The following is a 22,329-nucleotide window of genomic DNA, read 5'->3' as shown; positions in this document are numbered from 1 at the left end:
CCTATAACCCCGCCAGCGTCGCGGGCAACAGGCCCCGCAGGCTGTTTCCGATAAAAAAGCGCTGTCGCAGGTCATCGGCACACAATTCCGCTTCGCGCGCGCGGCCCTCCGCAATCAGTTCCTGACGCAGGATGCCACCCAGCAAGCCGGTATCGAGCGATGGGGTCAGCAGCACGCCGTCGCGTTCTACGAAGATATTGGTGAAGCTTCCCTCGGTCAGGCATCCGTCGGAATCGGCGAACACGACCTCGAACGCGTCGCCCCGCGCCGCGTCGTAAAACGCCCGGTCGGTGCTCTTGTGGCGCAGGCGGAAATCGCCCGTATCGACCGGCAAGGGCACGACCCTCACTTCGACCGGTCCAGCCGGAACCGGCGGCAGCACGCGGACCTCGACCGCGACATGCCCGCCGCGCCCCAGCAACAGCCGCACCCGCGCCGGTTCGCGCAAGCGGAAAGTCGCCGCCTGCAAATCGTTGCGCGCGGCGTGCCGGTCGAACGCGAACCCGAACAGATCGGCGCTCGCCTTCATCCGCGCCAGATGCAGGTCGAGCCGCGCCAGCCCGCCTTCAGGCTCGAAGCGCATTGTCTCGATCAGGTCGAACCGCCGCGCCGACGGCACGAACGCGCCCTTGGCCAGACATTCGATCCACTCGCTCGTTGCAACCGAATCGGCGACGATTCCCGAACCGAGGCCCAGCCGCGCGGTGCTGTCGCCATCGTTCAGCACCAAAGTCCGGATCGCGACATTGAACGCCGCGTCTCCGTTGGTATCGATCCGCCCGATGGCACCGGTGTAAACCCCGCGCGACCGCGCCTCGATCTCCCTGATCGCCTGCATCGCCCGGATTTTCGGTGCGCCGGTAATCGACCCGCAGGGGAACAGCGCCCCGATCACATCGACCGCATCGCGCCCCTCGGCGAGCTGCGCGGTCACGGTCGAGGTCATCTGCTGCACCGTCGGATAACGCTCGACCCGGAACAACTCGGGCACCGCGACGCTCCCCGTCGCCGCGACCCGCGACAGGTCGTTACGGAGCAGATCGACGATCATCAAATTTTCGGCGCGCTGCTTGGGATCTTCGGCGAGCGCCTCGGGACCGGCATCGGGCGGGGCAGTCCCCTTCATCGGCCGCGTCGTCACCTTGCCGTCGTGCAGCGCAAAGAACAGCTCGGGCGATAGCGAGAGCAACCATTGCTTTCCCGTCGCGACGACCGCGCCATAGGGATTGGCCGACCGCGCGCGCAATCCGGCATAAAGCGCCAACGGATGCCCCGCCGTGGCAACGGTCGCGGCAAAGGTCAGATTGGCCTGATAGATATCGCCCGCCTCGATCAGCGCCTTCACCTGCGCGAGCTGCGCTTCGTACTCGCCCCGCGACACATCGGGCACGGGCTTCCCGAGCCATCCCCCCGCCGCATCGGGCAGCGCTGCGGCGACGTCGCCCGGCGCGATCTCGCGAAACCTGCGGAACAGCCCGAACCACAGCAAGGGGGTATCGCTTGTCGCTGCGGCCCCGAGTTTCGGTTCCAGCGCCGCGCCCGCCTCATAAGCCAGATAGCCCGCCGCATGCAGCCCACCCCGGGTCGCTGTCCGCAACGCCTCAAGTGCAACCGCCACCTCGCCCGCGCGCCGCGTCGTCACGATCTCGACCGGATCAGTGTACAGCCGCGCCGGGGCCGTCGCGGTGGCGCGGGCATCGTCGAGCAAGACAAAGGGCGGGGTGAAACTCACAAGCGCCTCTTGGCATTACGGAGTTGCGCTTGCCAGCCCATCCCGGTGCGGCGCATGACGCGCCAATGGTTGCCAGCACATTCGACTTGTTCAAGATCGGCGTCGGCCCGTCGTCGTCGCACACGATGGGGCCGATGACAGCCGCCGCCGATTTCGCCGCAGGTGTCGTCGTCCTGCCCGTCGCCCGCGTCGATGTCGCACTCTACGGATCGCTGGCGTTGACGGGGAAGGGCCATGCGACCGACCGCGCGATTCTGCTCGGCCTGACCGGAGAACGGCCCGCGACTTTGTGCCCCGACCGTGCCGATGCGACGGTGGCGGCAATCCGCGAGGCCGGTCGCCTGGTGCTCGGCGGCACGCACGATATCGCGTTCGACGAAGCGCGAGACCTGCGCTTCCTGCAAAAAGAACGCCTGCCCTTCCATTCGAACGCCATGCGCTTCGCCGCCTTCGATGCCTCGGGTGCAGAGCTGCTCGCCGTTACCGCCTATTCGGTCGGCGGCGGCGCGGTGGTGTACGAGGCGGACATTGCCCGCAATGCGCCGCCCGAGGGGCTGGCGGATATCCCGCACCGCTTCTGTTCGGGTGACGAACTGCTCGCCAAGTCCGCCGCATCGGACAAGTCCATCGCCGAAATGATGCGCGAAAACGAGCTGGCCGCGCTGTCCGAAGAAGAACTTTCAACGCGCCTCCGTGCCATCCGCGATGCCATGTCGGCCTGCATCGACCGGGGGATTTCCATCGGCGGCATCCTGCCCGGCGGTCTTGAAGTCAAACGCCGTGCGCCCAGCATTCTCAGGCAACTGGTCGAGCGGCAGGAACGCGCGCTCGCCGACCCGCTTACCGTCATCGACTGGGTCAACCTCTGGGCACTCGCGGTCAACGAGGAAAATGCAGCGGGTGGCAAGGTGGTGACTGCCCCCACCAACGGCGCGGCGGGCATCGTTCCGGCCGTGCTGCGCTACTACGAACGCTTTGCCCCCGGCGCATGTAATCGCGGCGCGGAGGACTTCCTCCTGACCGCTGCCGCCATCGGATCGCTGTTCAAGGAGAACGCTTCGATCTCGGGGGCCGAAGTCGGCTGTCAGGGCGAAGTCGGCGTCGCCTGCTCGATGGCGGCGGCGGGCTTGGCAGCGGCACTCGGCGCAACCCCGATGCAGGTCGAAAATGCGGCAGAGATCGGCATGGAGCACAACCTGGGTCTCACCTGCGACCCCGTTGCGGGGCTGGTGCAGGTGCCCTGTATCGAGCGCAATGCGGTCGGCAGTATCAAGGCCATCGAAGCAGCACGCCTCGCGATGCTCGGCGACGGCACGCACCGTGTGTCGCTCGACCAGGTTATCGAGACAATGCGGAAAACCGGTCTCGATATGAGTGAGCGCTACAAGGAAACCTCGCTCGGCGGGCTGGCGGTCAATGTGGTTGAGTGTTGAAGTGACCAAGGCCGAAGACCGCCGCACCGTCCTCCTCGACTGCCTCGCCGACCATGTCCTCGCGCATGGCCTGTCGGCGTCCAGCCTGCGCCCGTTGGCCAAAGCTGCCGGGACCAGTGACCGGATGCTGCTCTATTATTTCCCCGACAAGGGCGCGTTGATCGGGGCCGTACTGGAGGTCGTTGCAGCTCGGATGGTCGTGCTGCTCGACGCGCGGCGCGCGGCGGGGCCGCTGCCTTACGCCGAACTCAAGCGCCAGTTGCTCGCTATCGTCTTCGCCGACGATCTGTGGCCCTACATGCGGCTGTGGCTCGAAATGGCGTCGCTCGCCGCGCTCGGCGATCCGGTGTTCCGCGCGGTCGGCGAGCAACTGGGCCGCGGATTTCTGGCCTGGGGGGCGGCGCAACTCGACAGCGCCGACGAGACCGCCCGCGAGGTCGAGGCGGCACAGTTGCTGGTCGCGATCGAGGGCACGCTGCTGTTGCGCAGTGTCGGGCTGGGCGACGTCGCGGCGCGCGCGGTCTAGCGTCGCTCCAGCATCATCCCCAGCGCCAGCGCTACACCCGCGCCCCACATGATCGACGCCGCGCCGCCGAGCACCACTGACGGATCGGTGCCATAAAGAGATTTCGCCCAAGTCAGTGCCACCCCGTCGAGCAATAGCGCCGTCCCCGTCATCACCGTCGCCGAGATCTGTGCCCGGTCGCGCCCGACCCGCGCAACGGCCATGCCCAAGAACAGCGCCGGCACCGTCGCGACAACGATCAGCGCAAATACCAGCGCGGTCGCACCGTCGCTGCCAACCCAGTTCGCGGCCGTCCAGCGCACCACCAGTGCGGCAACGAACCAATAGACCGCGCCCATCGATGCGAGGGTTGCGGTCTGCATAGTCGTCAATCGGCGGGGCGGGGCGAACTCGGTCACGGCAAGGCTCCCTTGAGGAAGAGCCATGGCATAACACTATGTAGCAGTTGCTACAATAACTGAATATTTGCCGCGGGGGAGCCAGCAGGACAAGCTGGGCTATTTGAACAAGCCGCCCAGAATACCGCGAACCAGTTGCCCAGCTATGCCGCCGCTGCTCGACCGGCTCCGCCCACCGCCGAACACCGCTCTTCCCACTTCGTTGGCAACCTGACGCGTGATCGTCGTCGCGGCGGTCTGTGCCATCTTGCCCATCATCGTCGGCTTGGCCGCTTCGCGCGCGGCAGCGGCGTCGAGCCGCGCTTGCTGCGCGGCCTGTTGCCCGGCGAGCTTGGCGGCGGCGGCATCGGTTTTCGCCTGTTCCTTGGCGGCGACGGCAGCCGCTTTCTCCGCTTCGGTCGTGGCCTTGGCTTCGGCAGCAGCAGCGGCAGCCTGTGTCGATTTGGCCAGCAGGATCTCCTCGGCCGATTCGCGGTCGACCAACGTATCGTATTTGTCGCCCACGGCATCGGTCGCGATCATCACACCGCGCTCCTTGGCGTCGAGCGGACCGACGCGGCTGGCAGGCGGTTTGATCAGGGTGCGCTCGACCGGCGTCGGCGATCCGTCGGGCTGGAGCAGCGAGACCAGCGCCTCGCCGATCTTCAACTCGGTGATGACGGTCGCGACATCGACGCCCGGATTGGCGCGGAACGTTTCTGCCGCAGATTTGACCGCTGCCTGATCGCGCGGCGTGAAGGCGTTCAATTTATGCTGGACGCGGTTGTTGAGCTGGCCCGCGACCGTGTCGGGAATGTCGATCGGGTTCTGCGTGATGAAATAGACGCCCACGCCCTTCGACCGGATCAGCCGCACAACCTGCTCGATTTTTTCGAGGAGCGCCTTGGGCGCATCGTTGAACAGCAGGTGCGCCTCGTCGAAAAAGAAGCACAGCTTGGGCTTGTCGGGATCGCCGACCTCGGGAAGCGTCTCGAACAGTTCGCTGAGCAGCCAAAGTAGGAACGTCGAATAGAGTTTCGGGGACGCCATCAATTTGTCGGCAGCAAGAATGTTGACGACCCCGCGCCCGCTGTCGTCGAGTTTGATCAAATCGCCGATGTCGAGCGCAGGCTCGCCAAAGAAATGCTCCCCGCCCTGCGAACGCAGTTGCAACAGCGACCGCTGGATCGTGCCGACCGACTGTTTCGACACATTGCCGTAAGTGACGGTCAGCTCGTCGGCCTGATTGGCGCACTCCGCCAGCATCGCCTGAAGGTCGTCGAGGTCGAGCAGCAGCAGCCCGTCCTTGTCAGCGACGTGGAAGGCGATGGTCAGCACCCCTTCCTGCACTTCATTGAGATCCATCAGTCGGGCGAGCAGCAGCGGCCCCATTTCGCTGACCGTAGTGCGGATCGGGTGACCCTGCTCGCCGAACAAATCCCAGAACTGGACCGGATTGTCCTTATAGGCCCAGGCGGTGTCGCCGATGTCGGCGGCGCGCGCGGTGAAGATGTCGTGCATCTTGCCCGTCGGCGATCCCGCCATGGCGAGGCCCGACAGGTCACCCTTCACATCGGCCACGAAGCAAGGAACGCCGTTTGCGGAAAATCCCTCGACTATGCCCTGCAACGTCACGGTCTTGCCGGTGCCGGTCGCGCCCGCGATCAGACCGTGGCGGTTGGCACGCTTCAGGTTGAGCTGCTGCGGGTTCGCGCCGCCGCTCGCTGCGCCGATAAAAATGCTGTCGTCCGCCATTACGAAAAACCCCTGCCGAAACTCGTCCGGCAGGGGCTTAGCGCAATCGAGTGCGACCCGAAAGCTGGCTTGAACGTGGACTATTGTCCGTCGTTCAGCCGAACCGGAACATAGCGGGACGGGGTATTGCCGCGCTGGACGCTGAGCAGCACGCTCGGGCGACCGGCGGACTTCGCTGCGGCGACCGCGGCGGCGATCTCGGCAGCGGACGTCACTGGGCGCTGGTTGACGCCGGTGACGATATCGCCGCGCTGCAGTCCCTTTTGCCCCGCATCGCTGCCTTGGTCGATCGACGTGATGACAACACCCTTGACCGGCGCAGGCAGACCCAGCGCGCGCGCGATATCGGCCGTCATCGGGGTTACCGAGAAACCGAGCGTGTCGCGTGTCGCCTTTTGCGTGGTCTTGTCGTCCTGCGGGACGGCACCGTCGCCGTCGGCGCCCGACAGGGCCGCAAGCTTTTCGTCGGAGGGTCGTTCGCCGAGCGTTGCGGTGACGGTCTGGCGCTGGCCGTTGCGGATCAGCTCGATCGGGATGCGCGACCCGATCGGCAGATTGGCGACGATGAACGATAGCGTCTGGTCGGGGGTCACGTCCTGATTGTTGACCTTGGTAATCACGTCGCCCTGCTGGATGCCCGCGCGCGCCGCACCCTCGCCGGGAACAGTGCTCGCGACCAGCTCGCCGCGATCCTTGGGCAGACCCAGCGATTCGTAGAATTCGGGCGTCATCGGCTGGAGCTGGATACCCAGATAGCCGCGCTTGATCTTTGCGCCGCCCCGCAGCTGGTCGACGATGGGCTTGGCCTGTTCGGCAGGAATCGCGAAACCGATGCCGACATTGCCGCCGGTGGGTGTGTAGATCTGCGAATTGATGCCGATGACATTGCCGTTCATGTCGAACATCGGGCCGCCCGAATTGCCCTGGTTGATCGAGGCATCGGTCTGGATGAAGCGGTCGTACGCGCCGCCCTGCCCGGTAACGCGGTGGAGCGCCGACACGATACCCGCCGTCACCGACGAACCGATACCGAAGGGATTGCCGATGGCGACGACCCAGTCGCCCACGCGGGCGCGCGCCGAATCGCCGAAACGTACGAAAGGCAGGCCCGCAGCGTCGATCTTGAGCACGGCGATATCCGACGCGGTATCGCGACCGACCACGCGGGCCTTGTACTCCTTCTTGTCGGTCAGCGTCACTGTGATCGACTCGACCACCGCCGTCCGCGTGCCCGCCGAAATCACATGGTTGTTGGTGACGATATAGCCGTCGGCCGAAATGATGAATCCCGAACCCAGCGACTGGCCCTGCCGGGTTACCGGCCGGTCATCCCCGCCGCCCTGTTGCTGGCCGAACAGATCGCCGAAGGGGGTGCCCGCGAACGGGTTGTTCTGCTGCACCGTGATTTTTTGCGTGGTCGAGATGTTGACGACGGCGGGCTGGAGCTTCGCCACCATATCGGCAAAGCTCATCGGCGCCCCAGCGCGGGGCGGCGCGACAGTGATGGCACCGGGTTCGTTCTGCGCGACCTGCGCTGCGGACGGTGTCTGGAACACCATCGTCGCGGCAGTGCCGCCGATCAGCAGGGCCGTCGTCAGGGCATAGACATTACGCACGTGTGGTCTTCCTCTCAGGATGTGCTCATCAACTCGCCACCGGCGATGCCGCGCCGTGGCTGAACGCCGATTGAATGAACCCGCTTAACGGTTTCCGCCACGGAATTCCCGCAGATAATCGTTGCCGGGCGACAGGATGATCGACGATTGCCCCGTCGGCGTGCTGCCATCGGCCCCGAAGGTGTGCTCGTACGACTGCATCGCGCGATAGAAATCGTAGAAGCTCGGGTCTTTTCCGTAAGCCGCTGCATAGATGCCCGCCGCTTCCGCATCGGCGTCGGCGCGGATGATCTGCGCCTGTTGTAGGCCCTGCGCCTCGATGGTCCGCGCTTCCTGAACGCGTGCGCTCCGCATCCGTGCATAGGTCGCGTCGAGCGGGGCGCCCTCGGGCGGATCGGTCTTCTTGATGCGGACATCGACGATTTCCGCACCGTACTGCCGCGCCTGCACGTCGAGCGCGCGGCGGATATTCTGCATGATGATGCCGCGTTCCGGGCTGAGCAATTCGGCGAACTGGCGCTTGCCGAGCTCGTTGCGAACCACCGACCCGAGAATCGGCGCGAGCTGGTCGGCCACCCGGTCCTCGGTGCGCGCCGAGATATACATTTGCAGGGGATTGGTGATGCGATAGCGCGCAAACGCATCGACGTTGAGCCGGTACTGGTCGGTCGACAGGACCTGTTGCCCCGCCATGTCGACATCGCGCACCCGCTTGTCGATCCAGATAATCGAATCGGAGAACGGGATGATGGCCAGCAACCCCGCACCCGACGCGCCGAATTGCTGGTTCGGCTGATAACGGTTCACCAGCGCGACCGGCTCGCCGAAGCGGAGCACCACGCCCTGCTGGGTTTCGGGCACGACCCGGATCGTGTTGGTGATCAGGAACAGCAGCGCAATCGCGCCGATGCCGAAGATCAGGGGATGGCGCATGAAGCGTTCGATAAGGCTCATTGTGCGGCTCCCGTCGCGGGTTCGGGTGCGCGCTTCAACTCGCGCAGCGGCAGGTAAGGAGTCACACCCGGTGCCTCGACGATGGTCTTATCGACCTTGGACAGGACGCGCTCCATCGTCTCGTAATACATGCGTCTCCGCGTCACTTCAGGCGCAAGTTTATACTGGGTGTAAACGCGGTCGAATGCACCCGCCTCGCCCTTCGCCTTGGCGAGGACTTGCTGGGCGTAAGTGCGCGCGTTGTTGACCGACGTTTGCGCGTTGGACCCGGCCGCCGTCACTTCCTTGAACGCATCGACGACCGCTTCGGGCGGATCGGTCTGCTTGATCGTCACGCGCTGGACGGTGACGCCGGTGCGATAGCCGTCGAGGATCGTCTGCATCTGCTGGCGGACCTCGGCCTCGATGGTGTTGCGGCCCGAACCGATGGCGACATTCAGCGGCATGTTGGCGATGGCGGCGCGCATCGCGCTTTCGGCGACGCTCTTGATCGTCGTTTCAGGCTCGACCGACTGGAACAGGAACAGCTCGGGATCGCGGATTTTCCAGCCGATGGAATATTCGAGATCGATGATGTTCTGGTCGCCGGTCAGGACCAGCCGTTCGCCGCTGCCACCCGGAATGTCGATGGTCTGGAGGCTCGACACGTCGATCGTCTGCACCCGGTCGATGGGGGCAGGCAGTGTCAGGCTGACGCCGGGGCTGAGCGTGTGCGAATACCGCCCCAGCCGCGTGACGACCCCGCGCTCGGCAGGTTCGATCTGGTGGACGCTGGTCAGGCCGATCCACAGGGCGAGGATGGCGAGCACGCCATAGCCGATCCAGCGCACCGGATTGCTGCCCTCGGGCATCTGGCCGCGCACCCCGCGCGCGCGCTTCATAAACTCGTCGAGCGCCGATGGATTGGTGCCGCGCGGACGGTCGCCCTCCGGGGGCTGGCTCCACGGATTGCGCGGGCCACCGGTATCGCCACCGCTGCCCGATCCGCCGGACCCCTTGTTGCCGCCGCCCCAGGGGCCGCCGCCTTCGTTGAACAGCACGGCCATGGCCGAACGCATCTCGCGCAGTGTTTTCATATATGACGTTATAGGTAGCGTTGGCGCGATTTACAGTGGGTAACCGCCGATGCCGGTGTATGGGCACGCGCGATGACCGATATTGCAACGCTCCAGACCGCCCTCGACGCCATCCCCGCTGCAAAAGGACGCGCCGGACCGCCGCGCTTTACCGACGGCCGTGCCAGCCTGATCCTTGATGTGACCGGCCTCGACCTAGCGGCTCGCGAGGCGCTCGACGGGGCGATCAAGGGAGCGCTCGGCGCGCTTCCCGGGGTCGAGAGCGTCCGCATCGCCCAGACCAGCGAAAAGGGCGGCCGCCGCCTGATTGCGGTCGCGAGCGGGAAGGGCGGTGTCGGCAAATCCACCTTGTCGGCGAACCTTGCGATTGCCCTGTCGCGGCAGGGGCTGAAGGTCGGGTTGATCGACGCCGACATTTACGGCCCGTCGCAGCCGCGCCTGATGGCAACCGAGGGCGCAAAGCCGATGGCGAGCGGCAACCGGCTGGAACCCGTCCCCACCCGCTTCGGCATCCCGATGCTGTCGATCGGCCATCTCGTCGAACCGGGTCAGGCGGTCGCGTGGCGCGGGCCGATGGCGGGCAACGCGCTGGGCCAGATAATCGATGCCGACTGGGGCGCGGCGGACGTGCTGATCGTCGACCTGCCGCCAGGTACGGGCGATGTGCAACTATCGATGATCTCGAAGCACAAGCCCGCCGGCGCGGTTATTGTCTCGACGCCGCAGGATCTGGCGCTCATCGACGCAACGCGCGCCATCGACCTGTTCAACCAGTCGGGCGTTCCCGTGATCGGCATGGTCGAAAACATGAGCGGTTACGAATGCCCGCATTGCGGCGAAGTCAGCGACCCGTTCGGCAGCGGCGGCGCAAAGGCGGCGGCAGGAACGATGGACTTGCCCTTCCTCGGCCGCATCCCGCTCGACATCGCGATCCGCACTGCGTCCGACGCGGGCGATCCCCCGGCGGCGGGGAACAGCGCGCAGGGACAGGCGTTCGCCGATATCGCGGCCAAGGTCGCCGACTGGCTCAAGGACCACTGACATGCCGCTGACCACCGATGTCGAAATCGCCGACCTGCTGTCCTCGGTCCGCACTATCGCCATGATCGGTGCGTCCGACCGGCCCGAACGGGCAAGCTATGGCGTGATGCGGTTCCTGCAGGATCACGGCTACCGTGTGATCCCGGTCAATCCGCAGATCACCGGCGAACATGTCCACGGTGAATATGTCTGGCGCGAGCTTGGTCAGATCGGCGAACCCATCGACATCGTCGACATCTTTCGCCGCAGTGCGGATGCAGGCGAGGCGGTGGATCAGGCGATTGCGGCAGGTGCAAAGGCGGTGTGGATGCAGCTGGGTGTCGTCAACGAAGACGCGGCTTCGCGTGCGGAAGCGGCGGGGCTGAAGGTTGTCATGGACCGCTGTCCGAAGATCGAAATCGGGCGGCTGCGCCTGCCGTGAGTGGCCGTCGCGGAATAATTCCGCGCCGTCGGTCCTCGCTGCGCGGGCCGGCCGCGCTTGGCCGTCTCGTGAATAGCTTCGCTATTCGCGCGCGGCCTGCGCGGTGGTGCTGCCGGTGAGGATTGAACTCACGACCTCAGCCTTACCAAGGATGCGCTCTACCACTGAGCTACGGCAGCATACCGGCGCCACGTCTCTGCTTCAGACGTCTCGCTGGTAGGGGCGGGCCTATGAAGAAAGCGTGTGGACGCGTCAAGGCGCACGGGCGTATTGTGGGATTATGGCCAAAGCTGACCCCGAGGCGCTTGCCGCCGCGCTTCGCGAAAACCTGAAGAAGCGCAAGGAACGGATGCGCGCCGCCCGCGACAGCGGCACCGCGATCGAAAGCTTCGGGTCGGACGAAGAAGGCGATGTCCCCATGCCCGAGGACGGCTCGCGCCCCGGGGCATGGGTGAATATCGGGTCGAAGAAGACCTAGCTTAGCGCGGCGCCATCCGCAGCGCGCCGTCCAGCCGGACGTCCTCGCCATTGAAATAGTCGTTCTCGATCATCGTCAGCGCGAGGTGCGCGTATTCCGCCGGTTCGCCGAGACGCTTGGGGAACGGCACCGACGCCGACAGCGATTCCTGCGCCTTTTCGGGGAGCCCGGCGAGCAGCGGCGTCTTGAACAGCCCCGGCAGGATCGTGTTCACGCGGATGCCCTCGTTCATCAGGTCGCGCGCGATGGGAAGGGTCATGCCGACGACGCCGCCCTTCGACGCCGAATAGGCCGCCTGGCCGATCTGGCCGTCCTCGGCAGCGACCGACGCCGTATTCACGATCGCCCCGCGCTGGCCGAACTCGCCGAGCGTATCCAGCGTCATCATCCCCGCCGCCGATTTGGCGATGCACCGGAACGTGCCGATCAGGTTGATCTCGATGACGAATTTGAACGCATCGAGCGGGAAGTGCTTGATGCTGCCGTCTTCTTTCGAGCGGCTCGCGGTCTTGATCGCGTTGCCGATGCCTGCACAATTGACTAGGATGCGTTCCTGCCCGTGTGCGGCACGCGCCTTGGCGAACCCCGCATCGACGCTCTCGTCGCTGGTCACGTTCACTTCGCAAAAGATGCCGCCGATTTCATTGGCGACTTCGGTGCCCTTGCCTTCCTGAAGGTCGAAGATGGCGACCTTGACGCCCTTGGCGGCAAGCGCCCTGGCCGTGGCGGCCCCGAGGCCGGAAGCGCCGCCGGTGACGACAGCGGAAATGGTTGAGTCGAGTTTCATGAGGTTTCGTTCCTTAAAGCCGCTCGATAATCGTGACGTTCGCGATCCCGCCGCCTTCGCACATCGTCTGCAACCCGTACCGCCCGCCGCGGGCCTTGAGCGCATGCACCAGCGTTGCCATCAGCTTCGTCCCCGACGCGCCCAGCGGATGCCCCAGAGCAATCGCGCCGCCATTGACGTTGAGCCGGGCATGATCGGCCCCGACATGTTTCATCCACGCCATCGGCACCGGCGCGAACGCCTCGTTGACTTCGTACAGGTCGATATCGTCAATGCTCAACCCGGCCCGCTTCAGCGCACGGTCGGTGGAGAACAGCGGTTCTTCGAGCATGATGACCGGATCTCCACCCGTGACGGTGAGGTTGTGGATGCGCGCCATCGGAGTCAGGCCGTGGGCCTTCAACGCCGCCTCGTTGACGATCAGGACCGCGCTCGACCCGTCGCAGATCTGGCTGGCGTTGGCGGCGGTGATGCTGCCGCCTTCCTGCAACAGCTTGACCGCAGCGAGACTCTCGGGCGACGCGTCGTAACGGATGCCCTCATCGGTGCGGTGGCTTTGCGTGCCCTCAGGCGTTTCGATGTCGAGCGGCACGATTTCGGCATCGAACGCACCGCTCTGCGTCGCGGCCGCTGCACGGCGGTGCGATTCGAGCGCATAGGCATCGAGCATCTCGCGGTTGAAGCCATGCTTCTTGACGATCATTTCGGCGCCCATGAACTGGCTGAACATGACACCGGGGTAGCGCGCCTCGAGACCGGGCGATTTATAATTGCCCATGCCTTCCTTCATGAACAGCGCCATGGTCGAGCCCATCGGCACGCGCGACATGCTTTCGACGCCGGCGGCGATCACCATGTCCTGCGTGCCCGACATGACGGCCTGCGCCGCGAACTGCATCGACTGTTGAGACGATCCGCACTGCCGGTCGATGCTGACCGCAGGGACGCTGTCGGGCAGGTGCTTCGAGGCGAGCACCGCGTTGCGCCCGACTTGCCCCGCCTGTTCGCCGCCCTGCATGACGCAGCCCATGATGACATCGTCGACCGCTGCACCGTCGATCCCCGTACGCGCAACCAGCGCGTCGAGCGTGGCGGCGGCCATATCGACCGGGTGCCAGCCCATCAGTTTCCCGTTGCGCTTGCCGCCTGCGGTCCGCACCGCATCGACGATATAGGCTTCCGCCATCCCCTCATCCTTTCCGTGAACGTAAACTTTAGCCTTCAATCGCGCGTTCGGCTAAGCGAGGCAAGACGGTTTCGGATCAGGGGAGCGATATGGACGTTCGCGATGCAGTGGCGGCCCGGCGGTCGGTACGCGGGTTTCAGGACACACCGGTCGATCTTGCCCTGGTGGAGCGGCTCGTGGCCGAAGCGGCCCGGTCGCCCTCGGGCGGCAATTTGCAGCCCTGGCACATCGACATCGTCGCGGGCGAGGCGATGAACCGGTTGAAGCAGGCGATGATGGCGAAACTCGCCGGGGGTCAGGAAACACCCGAATACGACATCTATCCCAAGGAACTCGTCGCCCCCTATCGCGACCGCCGCTTTGCCGTCGGCGAGGCGATGTACGAACGCATCGGCATTCCACGCGAGGACAAACTTGCGCGGCGCATGTGGTTCGCGCGCAATTTCGCGTTCTTCGGCGCGCCGCTCGCGCTGTTCATGACGGTCGACCGCCGTATGGGGCCGCCGCAATGGAGCGACATGGGTATGTTCCTGCAAACGTTCATGCTGCTCGCGGTCGAACAGGGCCTGGCCACCTGCGCGCAGGAATGCTGGGCGGTGTACCCCGAAACGGTCAAGGCGTTCCTCGGCACGTCCGACGAGCGGATGCTGTTTTGCGGCATGGCGGTCGGATATGAGGACTTGAGCGAACCCGCCAATGCGCTCCGCACCGACCGCGCCGACGCGGGCGAGTGGTTGCGCGTGCTGGCCTGACGATTGGATCGGGGGTGCACGCGGACGCATCGGTGATTTTTTCACGCAAAGGCGCGAAGAAGAAGGGAAGGCGCGAAGGGTTCGCACCCGTTGAGTTTGCCCGCGTCAGCGGGCGTTAATATCACAAACGGAGAGCGCGATCAGTATTGCCGCTTCGCGGACGTTGCCGGTTGAGAGATCGGCCTTTGCGCCTTTCCTTCTTCTTCGCGCCTTTGCGTGAAACCCGGCCCGATCCTTCGACACGCGATCCGCAGCAGCTAAGGCGTCGGTGTAGCCCGCGCCGTAACCGATGCGACGCACTTTGCGGTCCTCGAGCGGGTAGCTCTCGCCGTAACTAGATCGCTCATCCGTGTGCCTTCCCGCGCGCCCTTTGGATGAGGCCCACCGCGGCTGCGATCACGCCCCCGATCGCCAGCCCGACGACGCCCGAAAAACCCGCATCGGCCAGCCAGTGCACGAACCCGTTGCCGCCGCCGACGTCCTCGATAAAATGCGGCGTCGCGTGCAAGCCATGTACGATGATGCCGCCGCCGACCCAGATCATCGCGGCGGTGCCCAGCACGGTCAGGAATCTCAACAACCACGGCATCGCCTCGACCAGCCCGCGCCCTGCCGCGCGGAACGGCGACAGCTTGTTCTTCGCCAGATGCACGCCGATGTCGTCCATTTTCACGATCAGCGCGACGACGCCATAGACGCCGGCCGTTACCGCAAGCGCAACCAGGATCAGGCTTGCCGCCTGCGCCCAGATCGACTGCGCCGCCACTTCGGCCAGCGCAATCGCCATGATTTCGCCCGACAGGATGAAATCGGTGCGGATCGCGCCGGCGACCTTGGTTTCCTCGAGCAGCGCATGATCGTCGCCGCCGTCGGGGTCGAGGTCTTCACCGGCATGATGCCCCGTAAAAACATGAATGACCTTTTCCGCGCCCTCGAAACACAAATAGGCGCCACCGATCATCAGGATCGGCGTGATCAGGAACGGCGCGAAGGCGCTGAGCAACAGCGCAGCGGGCAGCAGGAAAAAGATCTTATTGCGTAAGGAGCCGACCGCGATCTTCCAGATGATCGGCAATTCGCGGTCCGGGGTAAAGCCCGTTACATAGGTCGGCGTGACGGCGGTATCGTCGATCACGACGCCCGCCGCTTTGGCACCTGCTTTCGCCGCCGCAGCACCGACGTCGTCGACTGAGGCAGCAGCGATTTTGGCGATACCGGCGACATCGTCGAGCAGCGCGGCGAGACCCGAGGGCATAAGCGATCCTGTTTACCTGGAGACAATGTGTAACACGTGAGCGTAACACTTGGCATCGCGCGACCGGCTCGGCTAGCCTTGGCGTATGAAACATCTGCTCACGCTCGCCCCCGCCCTGATCGTCGCCCTATCGCTGCCTGTCGTCGCTGACGCCAAACTTTCGCCCGCAGAGGCGAAAATGGCTGCGCATGTCGAGGCGAACTACGAACCTTCGGTCGCGCTGCTCCAACAGCTTGTCGATGTGAACAGCGGGTCGATGAATTTCGCCGGTGTCGAGCAGGTCGGGCGCATGATGCGCGCCGAGCTCGAACCGCTGGGGTTCAAGGTCGAATGGAAACCGATGGCCGCCGCCAATCGCGCAGGCCACATCTTTGCCACCCATGCGGGCAAGCCGGGCACGAAGCGCCTGCTGCTCATCGGCCACCTCGACACGGTGTTCGAAAAGGATTCACCGTTCCAGAAATTTGTTCGCAAGGGCGAGTCCGGCGAAGGGCCGGGCGCAGGCGATGACAAGGGCGGCATGGTCGTCATCCTGATGGCGCTCAAGGCCATGAAGGCAGCGGGCACATTGGCAGGCGCGAATATCGAGATCGCGCTGACGGGCGACGAGGAGGACGCGGGCGACCCCATCGATGTCGCGCGCGCCGACCTGATCGCGGCGGGCAAACGCGCCGATGTCGCGCTCGATTTCGAGGGGCTGGTGACCGAGAACGGCCGCGACATGGGCTCGGTCGCGCGCCGCTCGTCGAACAGCTGGACTCTGACCGCGACGGGGAAGGCGGGGCATAGCTCGGGCATTTTCAGCAGCGGCGCAGGCGACGGCGCGATCTATGAACTGGCGCGGATCGTAGCGACGTTCCGCAAAGAGCTGCCCGAACCGAACCTGACCTTCAACGTCGGCCTGATCGCGGGCGGGCAAAGCGCGGCGTTCGACACCGACGGGGTGCGCGCGACGGCAACGGGCAAGTCGAACATCATCCCCGGTATCGCGATTGCCAAAGGCGATTTCCGGACATTGTCGGAGGAGCAAACTGCGCGGGTGAAGGCAAAGATGACCGCGATTGTCGCCGCCCATGCCCCGCTGACCGATGCGAAGATCGCATTCGAGGCGGGCGGCTATCCCGCAATGGCCCCGACCGACGGCAACCGCGCGATCCTGACTGCGCTCAACGGGGTGAACGCCGACCTCGGCCTGCCCGAAATGCCGCCGCTCGACCCGCTGAAGCGCGGGGCGGGCGACATCTCGTTTGTCGCAAACGATGTCAGTGGCCTCGCGGGGCTGGGGCCGTCGAGCCGGGGCGACCACGCGCCGGGGGAAACGGTCGATCTGAACAGCATGAAGCGTCAGGCAAAGCGCGCGGCGATATTGATGACTCGGTTAAGCGGGCAGCGGCGGTAGAACAGGGAGCAGGGAGCAGGGAGCAGGGAGGGTGGGCGTTTCGTCTTATCGTGAACTCAAGACGTGGCAAACTGGCATGGCACTTGCGGCAGAAGTCTATCGGCTTTCACGTGGCTGGCCGAAAGACGAACTCTACGGACTCACAAGCCAAGCGCGCCGCGCCGCAGGCTCGATCCCTGCCAATATTGCGGAGGGTTATGGACGCGAGAGCCGGGGAAGCTACATGCAGTTTCTCAAGATTGCTCGGGGTTCACTCAGGGAACTCGAAACGCATTTGCTCTTGGCGGAAAGAGTAGGGGTCGCAGCTTCCGGGACGTGTGAGGCCAGCCTGCAGTTCGCGGACGAACTTGGCCGCATGCTGCATTCGCAAATCCGGCGCTTGGGCGAAACGAGCTAAACCGCTCCCTGCTTCCTGCTCCCCGCTCCCTGCTATAATTTCCGCCCGATCAACTCTTTCATGATCTCGTTCGTCCCCCCGAAAATCCGCGTCACCCGCGCGCCGCGCCACATCTTCGCAATGGGATATTCGTTCATATAGCCCGCCCCGCCGTGGAGCTGGAGGCATTTGTCCATCACTTCCCACTGGAATTCGGTGTGCCACAGCTTGGCGGCGGCCCCTTCCTCGGCGGTCAATTCTTTCCGCAAATGCCGCGCAATTGCCCAGTCGAGATGTGCCCAGCCGACTTGCAATTTCGACTTGAGATCGGCGAGCGTAAAGCGCGTGTTCTGGAAATCGATCACCGGCTTGCCAAACGCCTTGCGGTCGCGGACGAACGCCACGGTTTCGTCATAGGCGCGCTGCGCCGAGGCCTGCGCGCCGATGGCGATCGACAGGCGTTCCTGCGGCAATTCGCTCATGAGGTAGATGAAGCCCTTGCCCTCTTCGCCGAGGCAGTTGGTCATCGGCACACGGACGTCCTCGAAGAACAGTTCCGATGTGTCCGCCGCGTCCTGCCCGATCTTGTCGAGGTTGCGACCGCGCTTGAACCCCTCGCGGTCGGCCTCGACCAAGATGATCGACACGCCCTTCCACGCCGGTTGCACCTCAGTGTCGGTTTTGGCGCAGACGAGGATCAGGTCGGCATTCTGGCCGTTCGTGATGTACGTCTTGCTGCCGTTGATGACGTAGTGGTTGCCATCTTTCTTTGCCGTAGTGCGGATGCCCTGAAGGTCGGATCCGACGCCGGGTTCGGTCATTGCGATGGCGGTCACGACTTCGCCCGAAACGAGCTTGGGCAGCCAATGGCGCTTCTGCTCCTCGCTGCCGTAGCTGACGATATAGTTGACGACGATATCCGACTGGAGCGAGAAGCCGAGCGCGGTGCCGCCGTAGCTGATTTCTTCGTCGATAATCGCATTATAGCCGAAATCGAGGCCCAGCCCGCCGTACTCTTCGGGCACCGTCGGGCACAGCATCCCGACCGCGCCTGCCTTCGGCCAGATCGCTTTTTCGACGATCCCGGCTTCGTCCCAGCGGTCGATGTTCGGCACCACCTCTGCCTTGATGAAGCTGCGGACGGAGTCGCGAAATGCTTCGTGATCCTCGGTATAGGCAGTGCGTCCGGCGACATCGAGCGTCATGGGGGTCTCTCCAGCTTTACGTTTGCGTAAAGGTTAGCGAGCGGGGGCCGGGGCCGCAACGCGTTTTCGAGCGTTGTAATATTATTGCGCGCGACTAATGCTTGAGCCTCAGGAGAACCCCGTGTCTGAGTCGTCTTCGTCCCTTGGTCGCCCCAACCTGCCGCCGCTGTCGCTGCACGTGCCGGAACCGCAATTCCGCCCCGGCGACGAGGCCGAATTCGTCAGCGTCGAAGTGCTGGCAGCCGGGATCACGCCGCGTCCGGACAGCGCCGCCGATGCGGGCACGATGCGCGATATGGCCTATGGGCTGGTGCGGGTGCTCGATGATGCGGGGGTTGCGGTCGGCGCCTGGGATCCGCGCCTCTCGCCAGATTTGCTGCGCCGAATCTTGCGCAGCATGGCGCTGACCCGTGCGTTCGACGAACGCATGTTCCGCGCCCAGCGGCAGGGCAAGACCAGCTTCTATATGAAGTCCACCGGCGAGGAGGCCGTCGCGGTGGCCGCGACCTATGCGCTCGACCGCGACGACATGTGTTTCCCGAGCTATCGCCAGCAGGGCATCCTCATCGCGCGTGACTGGCCCATCGTCGACATGATGAACCAGATCTATTCGAACCGCGCCGACCGGCTGAAGGGCCGCCAGCTGCCGATCATGTATTCGACGAAGGAAGGTGCGTTCTTCTCGATCTCGGGCAATCTCGCGACGCAATATCCCCAAGCAGTCGGCTGGGCGATGGCGAGCGCGGCCAAGGGCGACACGCGGATCGCCGCGACCTGGTGCGGCGAAGGATCGACCGCAGAGGGCGATTTCCATTCGGCGTGCATGTTCGCCACCGTCTACCGCGCGCCGGTCATCATGAATGTCGTCAACAACCAATGGGCGATCAGCTCGTTCGCGGGTTTTGCGGGCGGCGAGGCGACGACCTTTGCCGCGCGTGCCGTCGGCTATGGCATCGCGGGGTTGCGGGTGGACGGCAACGATCCGCTCGCCGTTTATGCCGCGACCGCCTGGGCAGCGGAACGCGCGCGGACCAACAAGGGACCGACCCTGATCGAGCATTTCACCTATCGCGCGGAGGGGCACAGCACGTCGGACGATCCGGGGGCCTATCGCAGCGCCGACGAGGCGACGAAATGGCCGCTCGGCGACCCGATTGCGCGGTTGAAGACGCATCTGATCGGGCTAGGCGAGTGGGACGAGGACCGCCACGCCGCGCAGGATGTCGAACTCGCCGAAATGGTGAAGGCTGCACAAAAGGAAGCCGAGAAGAACGGCATCCTCGGCCACGGCCTGCATCAGCCGTTCGACACGATGTTCGAGGATGTGTTCGAGGAGATGCCCTGGCACCTGATCGAACAGCGCGACCAGATGCGGGATGAGCGGAAGGCGGCGGGGGTATGAAGCGCGCTGATCAAACCCTCTTCGCTTCGCGGAGAGGGCGATGCGAAGCATCGGGAGAGGCACAGCCCGTTGCCATGCCATTCCTCTCCCGGCTGCGCTACGCTGCGCCGCCCTCTCCACGAAGTGGAGAGGGTTGATGCCGCGCATGAACATGATCGAGGCGATCAACTCCGCGATGGACGTGTGCCTTGCCCGCGATCCGGATGTGACGGTGCTCGGCGAAGACATCGGCTTTTTCGGCGGCGTGTTCCGCGCGACGGCGGGGCTGCAGGCGAAACACGGCAAGACGCGCGTGTTCGACACGCCGATCAACGAATGCGGCATCATCGGCGTCGCGGTCGGCATGGCCGCCTATGGCCTGCGCCCCGTCCCCGAGATCCAGTTCGCCGATTACATCTACCCCGGTCTCGACCAATTGGTCAGCGAAGCGGCGCGGCTGCGCTATCGCTCGGCGGGCGAGTTCGTCATGCCGATCACGGTGCGCTCGCCCTTCGGCGGCGGCATCTTCGGCGGGCAGACCCATTCGCAATCGCCCGAGGCGATGTTTACCCATGTCGCGGGGCTGAAGACGGTCATCCCGTCGAACCCCTATGATGCCAAGGGGCTGCTGATCGCCGCGATCGAGGACAACGACCCCGTCATCTTCTTCGAACCCAAACGCATCTACAACGGTCCGTTTGATGGCCATTACGACCGGCCGGTCCAGCCGTGGTCGAAAGTCGAGACGCCCGATGTGCCTGAGGGCCATTATACCGTGCCGCTCGGCAAGGCGGCGGTGGTGCGCGAAGGGGCCGAGGTGACCGTGCTCGCCTTTGGCACGATGGTCCATGTCGTGCGCGCGACCGTCGAGGAAAAGGGGATCGATGCCGAGGTGATCGACCTCCGCACCTTGCTCCCGCTCGACATCGAGACCATCGAGACGAGTGTGAAGAAGACCGGCCGCTGCGTCATCGTGCACGAGGCGACGCGGACCAGCGGGTTCGGCGCGGAACTGGCCGCGCTCATTCAGGAACGCTGCTTCTATCACCTCGAAGCGCCGATCCAGCGCGTGACCGGCTTCGACACGCCCTATCCGCACTCGCTCGAATGGGCATATTTCCCGGGGCCGATCCGCATCGGGACGGCGCTCGACCTGGTTCTGAAGGACTGACGACGATGGCGCTCTACAAATTCCGCCTGCCCGACATCGGCGAAGGCATTGCCGAGGCCGAAATCGTCCAGTGGCATGTGAAGGTCGGCGACCGGATCGAGGAGGACGCCAACCTCGCCGACATGATGACCGACAAGGCGACCGTCGAGATGGAATCGCCCGTGTCGGGCGTGGTCGTCGAACTGGCGGGCGAGGTCGGCGATATGGTGCCGATCGGGAGCACGCTCGCGGTGATCGAGGTCGCGGGCGAGGATGAAGTTGCCGAGCGGATCGATGCGGAGACGCCGGATGCCAATCCTCCCCTGCGCATAGACGCAGGGGAGGGGGACCGCGAAGCGGTGGAGGGGCGCGACGCAGTCGCGGCGGTGCCTGCCATCAGTGCGTCGCTCCCTGCGGTCGCACCCCTCCACCACCCGCCGGAAGAGGCGGGCGGTCCCCCTCCCCTGGCTTCGCAAGGGGAGGAATTAAGAGTCCTCGCCTCCCCCGCTGTCCGCACACGCGCCACCGATCTCGGGATCGACCTGTCGCACGTCAAACCCTCCGAAGACGGCCGCCTGCGCCACGCCGATCTCGACGCCTATCTCCGCTACAACAGCGCACAGGGCTTCGGCGTTGCTGCCGCGCCGCGCGCCGACGAAGCCATCAAGGTCATCGGCATGCGCCGCCGTATCGCCGAGAACATGGCGGCATCGAAGCGCAACATCCCGCATTTCACCTATGTCGAGGAAATCGACGTTACCGCGCTGGAGGCGATGCGCGCCGACCTGAACGATAACCGCGGCAACCGGCCCAAGCTGACGATGCTGCCGCTGATGATCGTCGCGATCTGCAAGGCGGTGCCGCAATTCCCGATGATCAACGCGCGCTACGACGACGAGGCCGGGGTCGTGACGCGCAGCGGCGCCGTCCATCTCGGCATGGCGACACAGACCGATGCGGGCCTGATGGTCCCGGTTATCCGCGACGCGCAGGCGAAAAACGTGTGGCAGCTTGCGAGCGAAATAACCCGGCTCGCCGAGGCCGCGCGGACCGGCAAGGCGACCAGTGCCGAAATGTCGGGCGGCACGCTGACGATCACGTCGCTGGGGCCGCTCGGCGGGATTGCAACGACGCCGGTCATCAACCGGCCCGAAGTCGCGATTATCGGTCCCAACCGCATTATCGAACGCCCCGTCTTCGCCAAAAATCCTTTGGGGGGCGACGACATCCGCCGTGCCAAGCTGATGAACCTGTCGATCAGCTGCGACCACCGTGTCGTCGACGGCTGGGACGCCGCCAGTTTCGTCCAGGCCGTCCGCAAATTGCTGGAAACACCGGTACTGCTGTTCGCGGATTAAGCCCTCTCCCTGAAGGGGAGAGGGACAGCTTGCGGTTGCAACGCAAGCAGGGTGAGGGAACGAGTGAAGCT

At 64.9% G+C, this 22,329-nt stretch carries 22 protein-coding genes and 1 tRNA gene; 11 read left to right on the top strand and 12 right to left on the bottom strand.

What is annotated here, in order from left to right:
* Position 1 precedes the first annotated feature (1 nt).
* Complete coding sequence (gene pabB / locus M0209_RS11405; RefSeq protein WP_258888391.1) at positions 2 to 1,732, bottom strand: aminodeoxychorismate synthase component I; 1,731 nt, start codon at positions 1,730 to 1,732, stop codon at positions 2 to 4.
* Between the two features lie 65 nt (positions 1,733 to 1,797).
* Here pabB and M0209_RS11400 point away from each other — a divergent pair, with 65 nt between their 5' ends.
* Together M0209_RS11400 and M0209_RS11395 are read left to right on the top strand one after the other, a co-directional pair.
* Positions 1,798 to 3,165 carry an L-serine ammonia-lyase gene (locus M0209_RS11400; protein ID WP_258888390.1) on the top strand — a complete coding sequence of 456 codons (1,368 nt, stop codon included), beginning with the start codon at positions 1,798 to 1,800 and terminating at the stop codon, positions 3,163 to 3,165.
* 1 nt (position 3,166) lies between these two features.
* Positions 3,167 to 3,691, top strand: coding sequence for a TetR/AcrR family transcriptional regulator (locus tag M0209_RS11395; protein ID WP_258888389.1), 525 nt, complete (start codon positions 3,167 to 3,169; stop codon positions 3,689 to 3,691).
* On the opposite strand, the gene M0209_RS11390 is transcribed toward M0209_RS11395, so the two are convergent.
* The 5 genes from M0209_RS11390 to hflK form a co-directional block, all read right to left on the bottom strand.
* Entirely contained in the window at positions 3,688 to 4,053 is a 366-nt protein-coding gene (locus M0209_RS11390) for a hypothetical protein (RefSeq protein ID WP_258888388.1), read from the bottom strand. The genes M0209_RS11395 and M0209_RS11390 overlap by 4 nt on opposite strands.
* 135 nt (positions 4,054 to 4,188) lie before the next feature.
* The gene (locus tag M0209_RS11385; protein ID WP_258888387.1) at positions 4,189 to 5,823 is read right to left on the bottom strand and encodes a DUF853 domain-containing protein; all 1,635 of its coding nucleotides are present in this window, start codon (positions 5,821 to 5,823) and stop codon (positions 4,189 to 4,191) included.
* Between the two features lie 80 nt (positions 5,824 to 5,903).
* Positions 5,904 to 7,439: a Do family serine endopeptidase gene (locus tag M0209_RS11380; protein WP_258888386.1), complete on the bottom strand. Its 1,536-nt coding sequence runs from the start codon at positions 7,437 to 7,439 to the stop codon at positions 5,904 to 5,906.
* 84 nt (positions 7,440 to 7,523) lie between these two features.
* Positions 7,524 to 8,393, bottom strand: a complete 870-nt coding sequence (gene hflC / locus M0209_RS11375; RefSeq protein WP_258888385.1) for a protease modulator HflC — start codon at positions 8,391 to 8,393, stop codon at positions 7,524 to 7,526.
* Positions 8,390 to 9,469, bottom strand: a complete 1,080-nt coding sequence (gene hflK, locus M0209_RS11370; RefSeq protein ID WP_258888384.1) for an FtsH protease activity modulator HflK — start codon at positions 9,467 to 9,469, stop codon at positions 8,390 to 8,392. The genes hflC and hflK overlap by 4 nt, the downstream gene beginning before the upstream one ends.
* A gap of 72 nt (positions 9,470 to 9,541) precedes the next feature.
* Between hflK and M0209_RS11365 the strand changes: the two genes are divergently transcribed.
* The gene (locus M0209_RS11365) at positions 9,542 to 10,510 is read left to right on the top strand and encodes an Mrp/NBP35 family ATP-binding protein (RefSeq protein ID WP_258888383.1); all 969 of its coding nucleotides are present in this window, start codon (positions 9,542 to 9,544) and stop codon (positions 10,508 to 10,510) included.
* A gap of 1 nt (position 10,511) precedes the next feature.
* Complete coding sequence (locus M0209_RS11360; RefSeq protein ID WP_258888382.1) at positions 10,512 to 10,931, top strand: CoA-binding protein; 420 nt, start codon at positions 10,512 to 10,514, stop codon at positions 10,929 to 10,931.
* Between the two features lie 104 nt (positions 10,932 to 11,035).
* Here M0209_RS11360 and M0209_RS11355 read toward each other — a convergent pair.
* Positions 11,036 to 11,110: transfer RNA gene (locus tag M0209_RS11355), tRNA-Thr, on the bottom strand.
* Between the two features lie 101 nt (positions 11,111 to 11,211).
* Here M0209_RS11355 and M0209_RS11350 point away from each other — a divergent pair.
* On the top strand, positions 11,212 to 11,409 hold the full coding sequence (locus tag M0209_RS11350; protein ID WP_258888381.1) for a hypothetical protein: 198 nt from the start codon (positions 11,212 to 11,214) through the stop codon (positions 11,407 to 11,409).
* Position 11,410: 1 nt separating this feature from the next.
* On the opposite strand, the gene M0209_RS11345 is transcribed toward M0209_RS11350, so the two are convergent.
* A complete protein-coding gene (locus M0209_RS11345; protein ID WP_258888380.1) occupies positions 11,411 to 12,196 on the bottom strand; it encodes an SDR family NAD(P)-dependent oxidoreductase in 786 nt (261 codons plus the stop codon).
* Between the two features lie 13 nt (positions 12,197 to 12,209).
* Positions 12,210 to 13,382, bottom strand: coding sequence for an acetyl-CoA C-acetyltransferase (locus M0209_RS11340; RefSeq protein WP_258888379.1), 1,173 nt, complete (start codon positions 13,380 to 13,382; stop codon positions 12,210 to 12,212).
* Positions 13,383 to 13,471: 89 nt separating this feature from the next.
* Between M0209_RS11340 and M0209_RS11335 the strand changes: the two genes are divergently transcribed.
* Entirely contained in the window at positions 13,472 to 14,134 is a 663-nt protein-coding gene (locus M0209_RS11335) for a nitroreductase (RefSeq protein WP_258888378.1), read from the top strand.
* A gap of 105 nt (positions 14,135 to 14,239) precedes the next feature.
* Here M0209_RS11335 and M0209_RS11330 read toward each other — a convergent pair whose 3' ends face one another.
* Both M0209_RS11330 and M0209_RS11325 read right to left on the bottom strand, forming a co-directional pair.
* On the bottom strand, positions 14,240 to 14,434 hold the full coding sequence (locus M0209_RS11330; RefSeq protein ID WP_258888377.1) for a hypothetical protein: 195 nt from the start codon (positions 14,432 to 14,434) through the stop codon (positions 14,240 to 14,242).
* 43 nt (positions 14,435 to 14,477) lie between these two features.
* Entirely contained in the window at positions 14,478 to 15,389 is a 912-nt protein-coding gene (locus M0209_RS11325) for a DUF808 domain-containing protein (protein ID WP_258888376.1), read from the bottom strand.
* Between the two features lie 85 nt (positions 15,390 to 15,474).
* Between M0209_RS11325 and M0209_RS11320 the strand changes: the two genes are divergently transcribed.
* Together M0209_RS11320 and M0209_RS11315 are read left to right on the top strand one after the other, a co-directional pair.
* Positions 15,475 to 16,788 (top strand): M20/M25/M40 family metallo-hydrolase, encoded by a 1,314-nt coding sequence (locus tag M0209_RS11320; RefSeq protein ID WP_258888375.1) that lies wholly within the window; start codon positions 15,475 to 15,477, stop codon positions 16,786 to 16,788.
* 31 nt (positions 16,789 to 16,819) lie between these two features.
* Positions 16,820 to 17,185, top strand: a complete 366-nt coding sequence (locus M0209_RS11315) for a four helix bundle protein (RefSeq protein WP_258888374.1) — start codon at positions 16,820 to 16,822, stop codon at positions 17,183 to 17,185.
* A gap of 32 nt (positions 17,186 to 17,217) precedes the next feature.
* Here the strand turns inward: M0209_RS11315 and M0209_RS11310 are convergent, their stop codons facing one another.
* On the bottom strand, positions 17,218 to 18,369 hold the full coding sequence (locus tag M0209_RS11310; protein WP_258888373.1) for an acyl-CoA dehydrogenase family protein: 1,152 nt from the start codon (positions 18,367 to 18,369) through the stop codon (positions 17,218 to 17,220).
* A gap of 121 nt (positions 18,370 to 18,490) precedes the next feature.
* Between M0209_RS11310 and M0209_RS11305 the strand changes: the two genes are divergently transcribed.
* From M0209_RS11305 to M0209_RS11295, 3 genes are all read left to right on the top strand, one after another.
* Positions 18,491 to 19,771 (top strand): 3-methyl-2-oxobutanoate dehydrogenase (2-methylpropanoyl-transferring) subunit alpha, encoded by a 1,281-nt coding sequence (locus tag M0209_RS11305; RefSeq protein WP_258888372.1) that lies wholly within the window; start codon positions 18,491 to 18,493, stop codon positions 19,769 to 19,771.
* 145 nt (positions 19,772 to 19,916) lie between these two features.
* On the top strand, positions 19,917 to 20,921 hold the full coding sequence (locus M0209_RS11300) for an alpha-ketoacid dehydrogenase subunit beta (RefSeq protein WP_258889626.1): 1,005 nt from the start codon (positions 19,917 to 19,919) through the stop codon (positions 20,919 to 20,921).
* 5 nt (positions 20,922 to 20,926) lie between these two features.
* Positions 20,927 to 22,258 carry a dihydrolipoamide acetyltransferase family protein gene (locus M0209_RS11295; protein ID WP_258888371.1) on the top strand — a complete coding sequence of 444 codons (1,332 nt, stop codon included), beginning with the start codon at positions 20,927 to 20,929 and terminating at the stop codon, positions 22,256 to 22,258.
* Positions 22,259 to 22,329: the final 71 nt, after the last annotated feature.

Source organism: Sphingomonas sp. SUN039, assembly GCF_024758725.1.
Classification (GTDB): domain Bacteria; phylum Pseudomonadota; class Alphaproteobacteria; order Sphingomonadales; family Sphingomonadaceae; genus Sphingomonas_O.
The sequence above is the reverse complement of the archived record's forward strand: the minus strand, read 5'-3'. Positions and strand labels throughout refer to the sequence as shown.

Coding starts and splice junctions, on each gene's coding strand:
- M0209_RS11400 (WP_258888390.1), top strand. CDS start 1,798: ATGGTTGCCAGCACATTCGACTTGTTCAAGATCGGCGTCGGCCCGTCG.
- M0209_RS11390 (WP_258888388.1), bottom strand. CDS start 4,053: ATGCAGACCGCAACCCTCGCATCGATGGGCGCGGTCTATTGGTTCGTT.
- M0209_RS11385 (WP_258888387.1), bottom strand. CDS start 5,823: ATGGCGGACGACAGCATTTTTATCGGCGCAGCGAGCGGCGGCGCGAAC.
- hflC (WP_258888385.1), bottom strand. CDS start 8,393: ATGAGCCTTATCGAACGCTTCATGCGCCATCCCCTGATCTTCGGCATC.
- hflK (WP_258888384.1), bottom strand. CDS start 9,469: ATGAAAACACTGCGCGAGATGCGTTCGGCCATGGCCGTGCTGTTCAAC.
- M0209_RS11365 (WP_258888383.1), top strand. CDS start 9,542: ATGACCGATATTGCAACGCTCCAGACCGCCCTCGACGCCATCCCCGCT.
- M0209_RS11360 (WP_258888382.1), top strand. CDS start 10,512: ATGCCGCTGACCACCGATGTCGAAATCGCCGACCTGCTGTCCTCGGTC.
- M0209_RS11350 (WP_258888381.1), top strand. CDS start 11,212: ATGGCCAAAGCTGACCCCGAGGCGCTTGCCGCCGCGCTTCGCGAAAAC.
- M0209_RS11345 (WP_258888380.1), bottom strand. CDS start 12,196: ATGAAACTCGACTCAACCATTTCCGCTGTCGTCACCGGCGGCGCTTCC.
- M0209_RS11340 (WP_258888379.1), bottom strand. CDS start 13,382: ATGGCGGAAGCCTATATCGTCGATGCGGTGCGGACCGCAGGCGGCAAG.
- M0209_RS11335 (WP_258888378.1), top strand. CDS start 13,472: ATGGACGTTCGCGATGCAGTGGCGGCCCGGCGGTCGGTACGCGGGTTT.
- M0209_RS11325 (WP_258888376.1), bottom strand. CDS start 15,389: ATGCCCTCGGGTCTCGCCGCGCTGCTCGACGATGTCGCCGGTATCGCC.
- M0209_RS11320 (WP_258888375.1), top strand. CDS start 15,475: ATGAAACATCTGCTCACGCTCGCCCCCGCCCTGATCGTCGCCCTATCG.
- M0209_RS11310 (WP_258888373.1), bottom strand. CDS start 18,369: ATGACGCTCGATGTCGCCGGACGCACTGCCTATACCGAGGATCACGAA.
- M0209_RS11300 (WP_258889626.1), top strand. CDS start 19,917: ATGAACATGATCGAGGCGATCAACTCCGCGATGGACGTGTGCCTTGCC.
- M0209_RS11295 (WP_258888371.1), top strand. CDS start 20,927: ATGGCGCTCTACAAATTCCGCCTGCCCGACATCGGCGAAGGCATTGCC.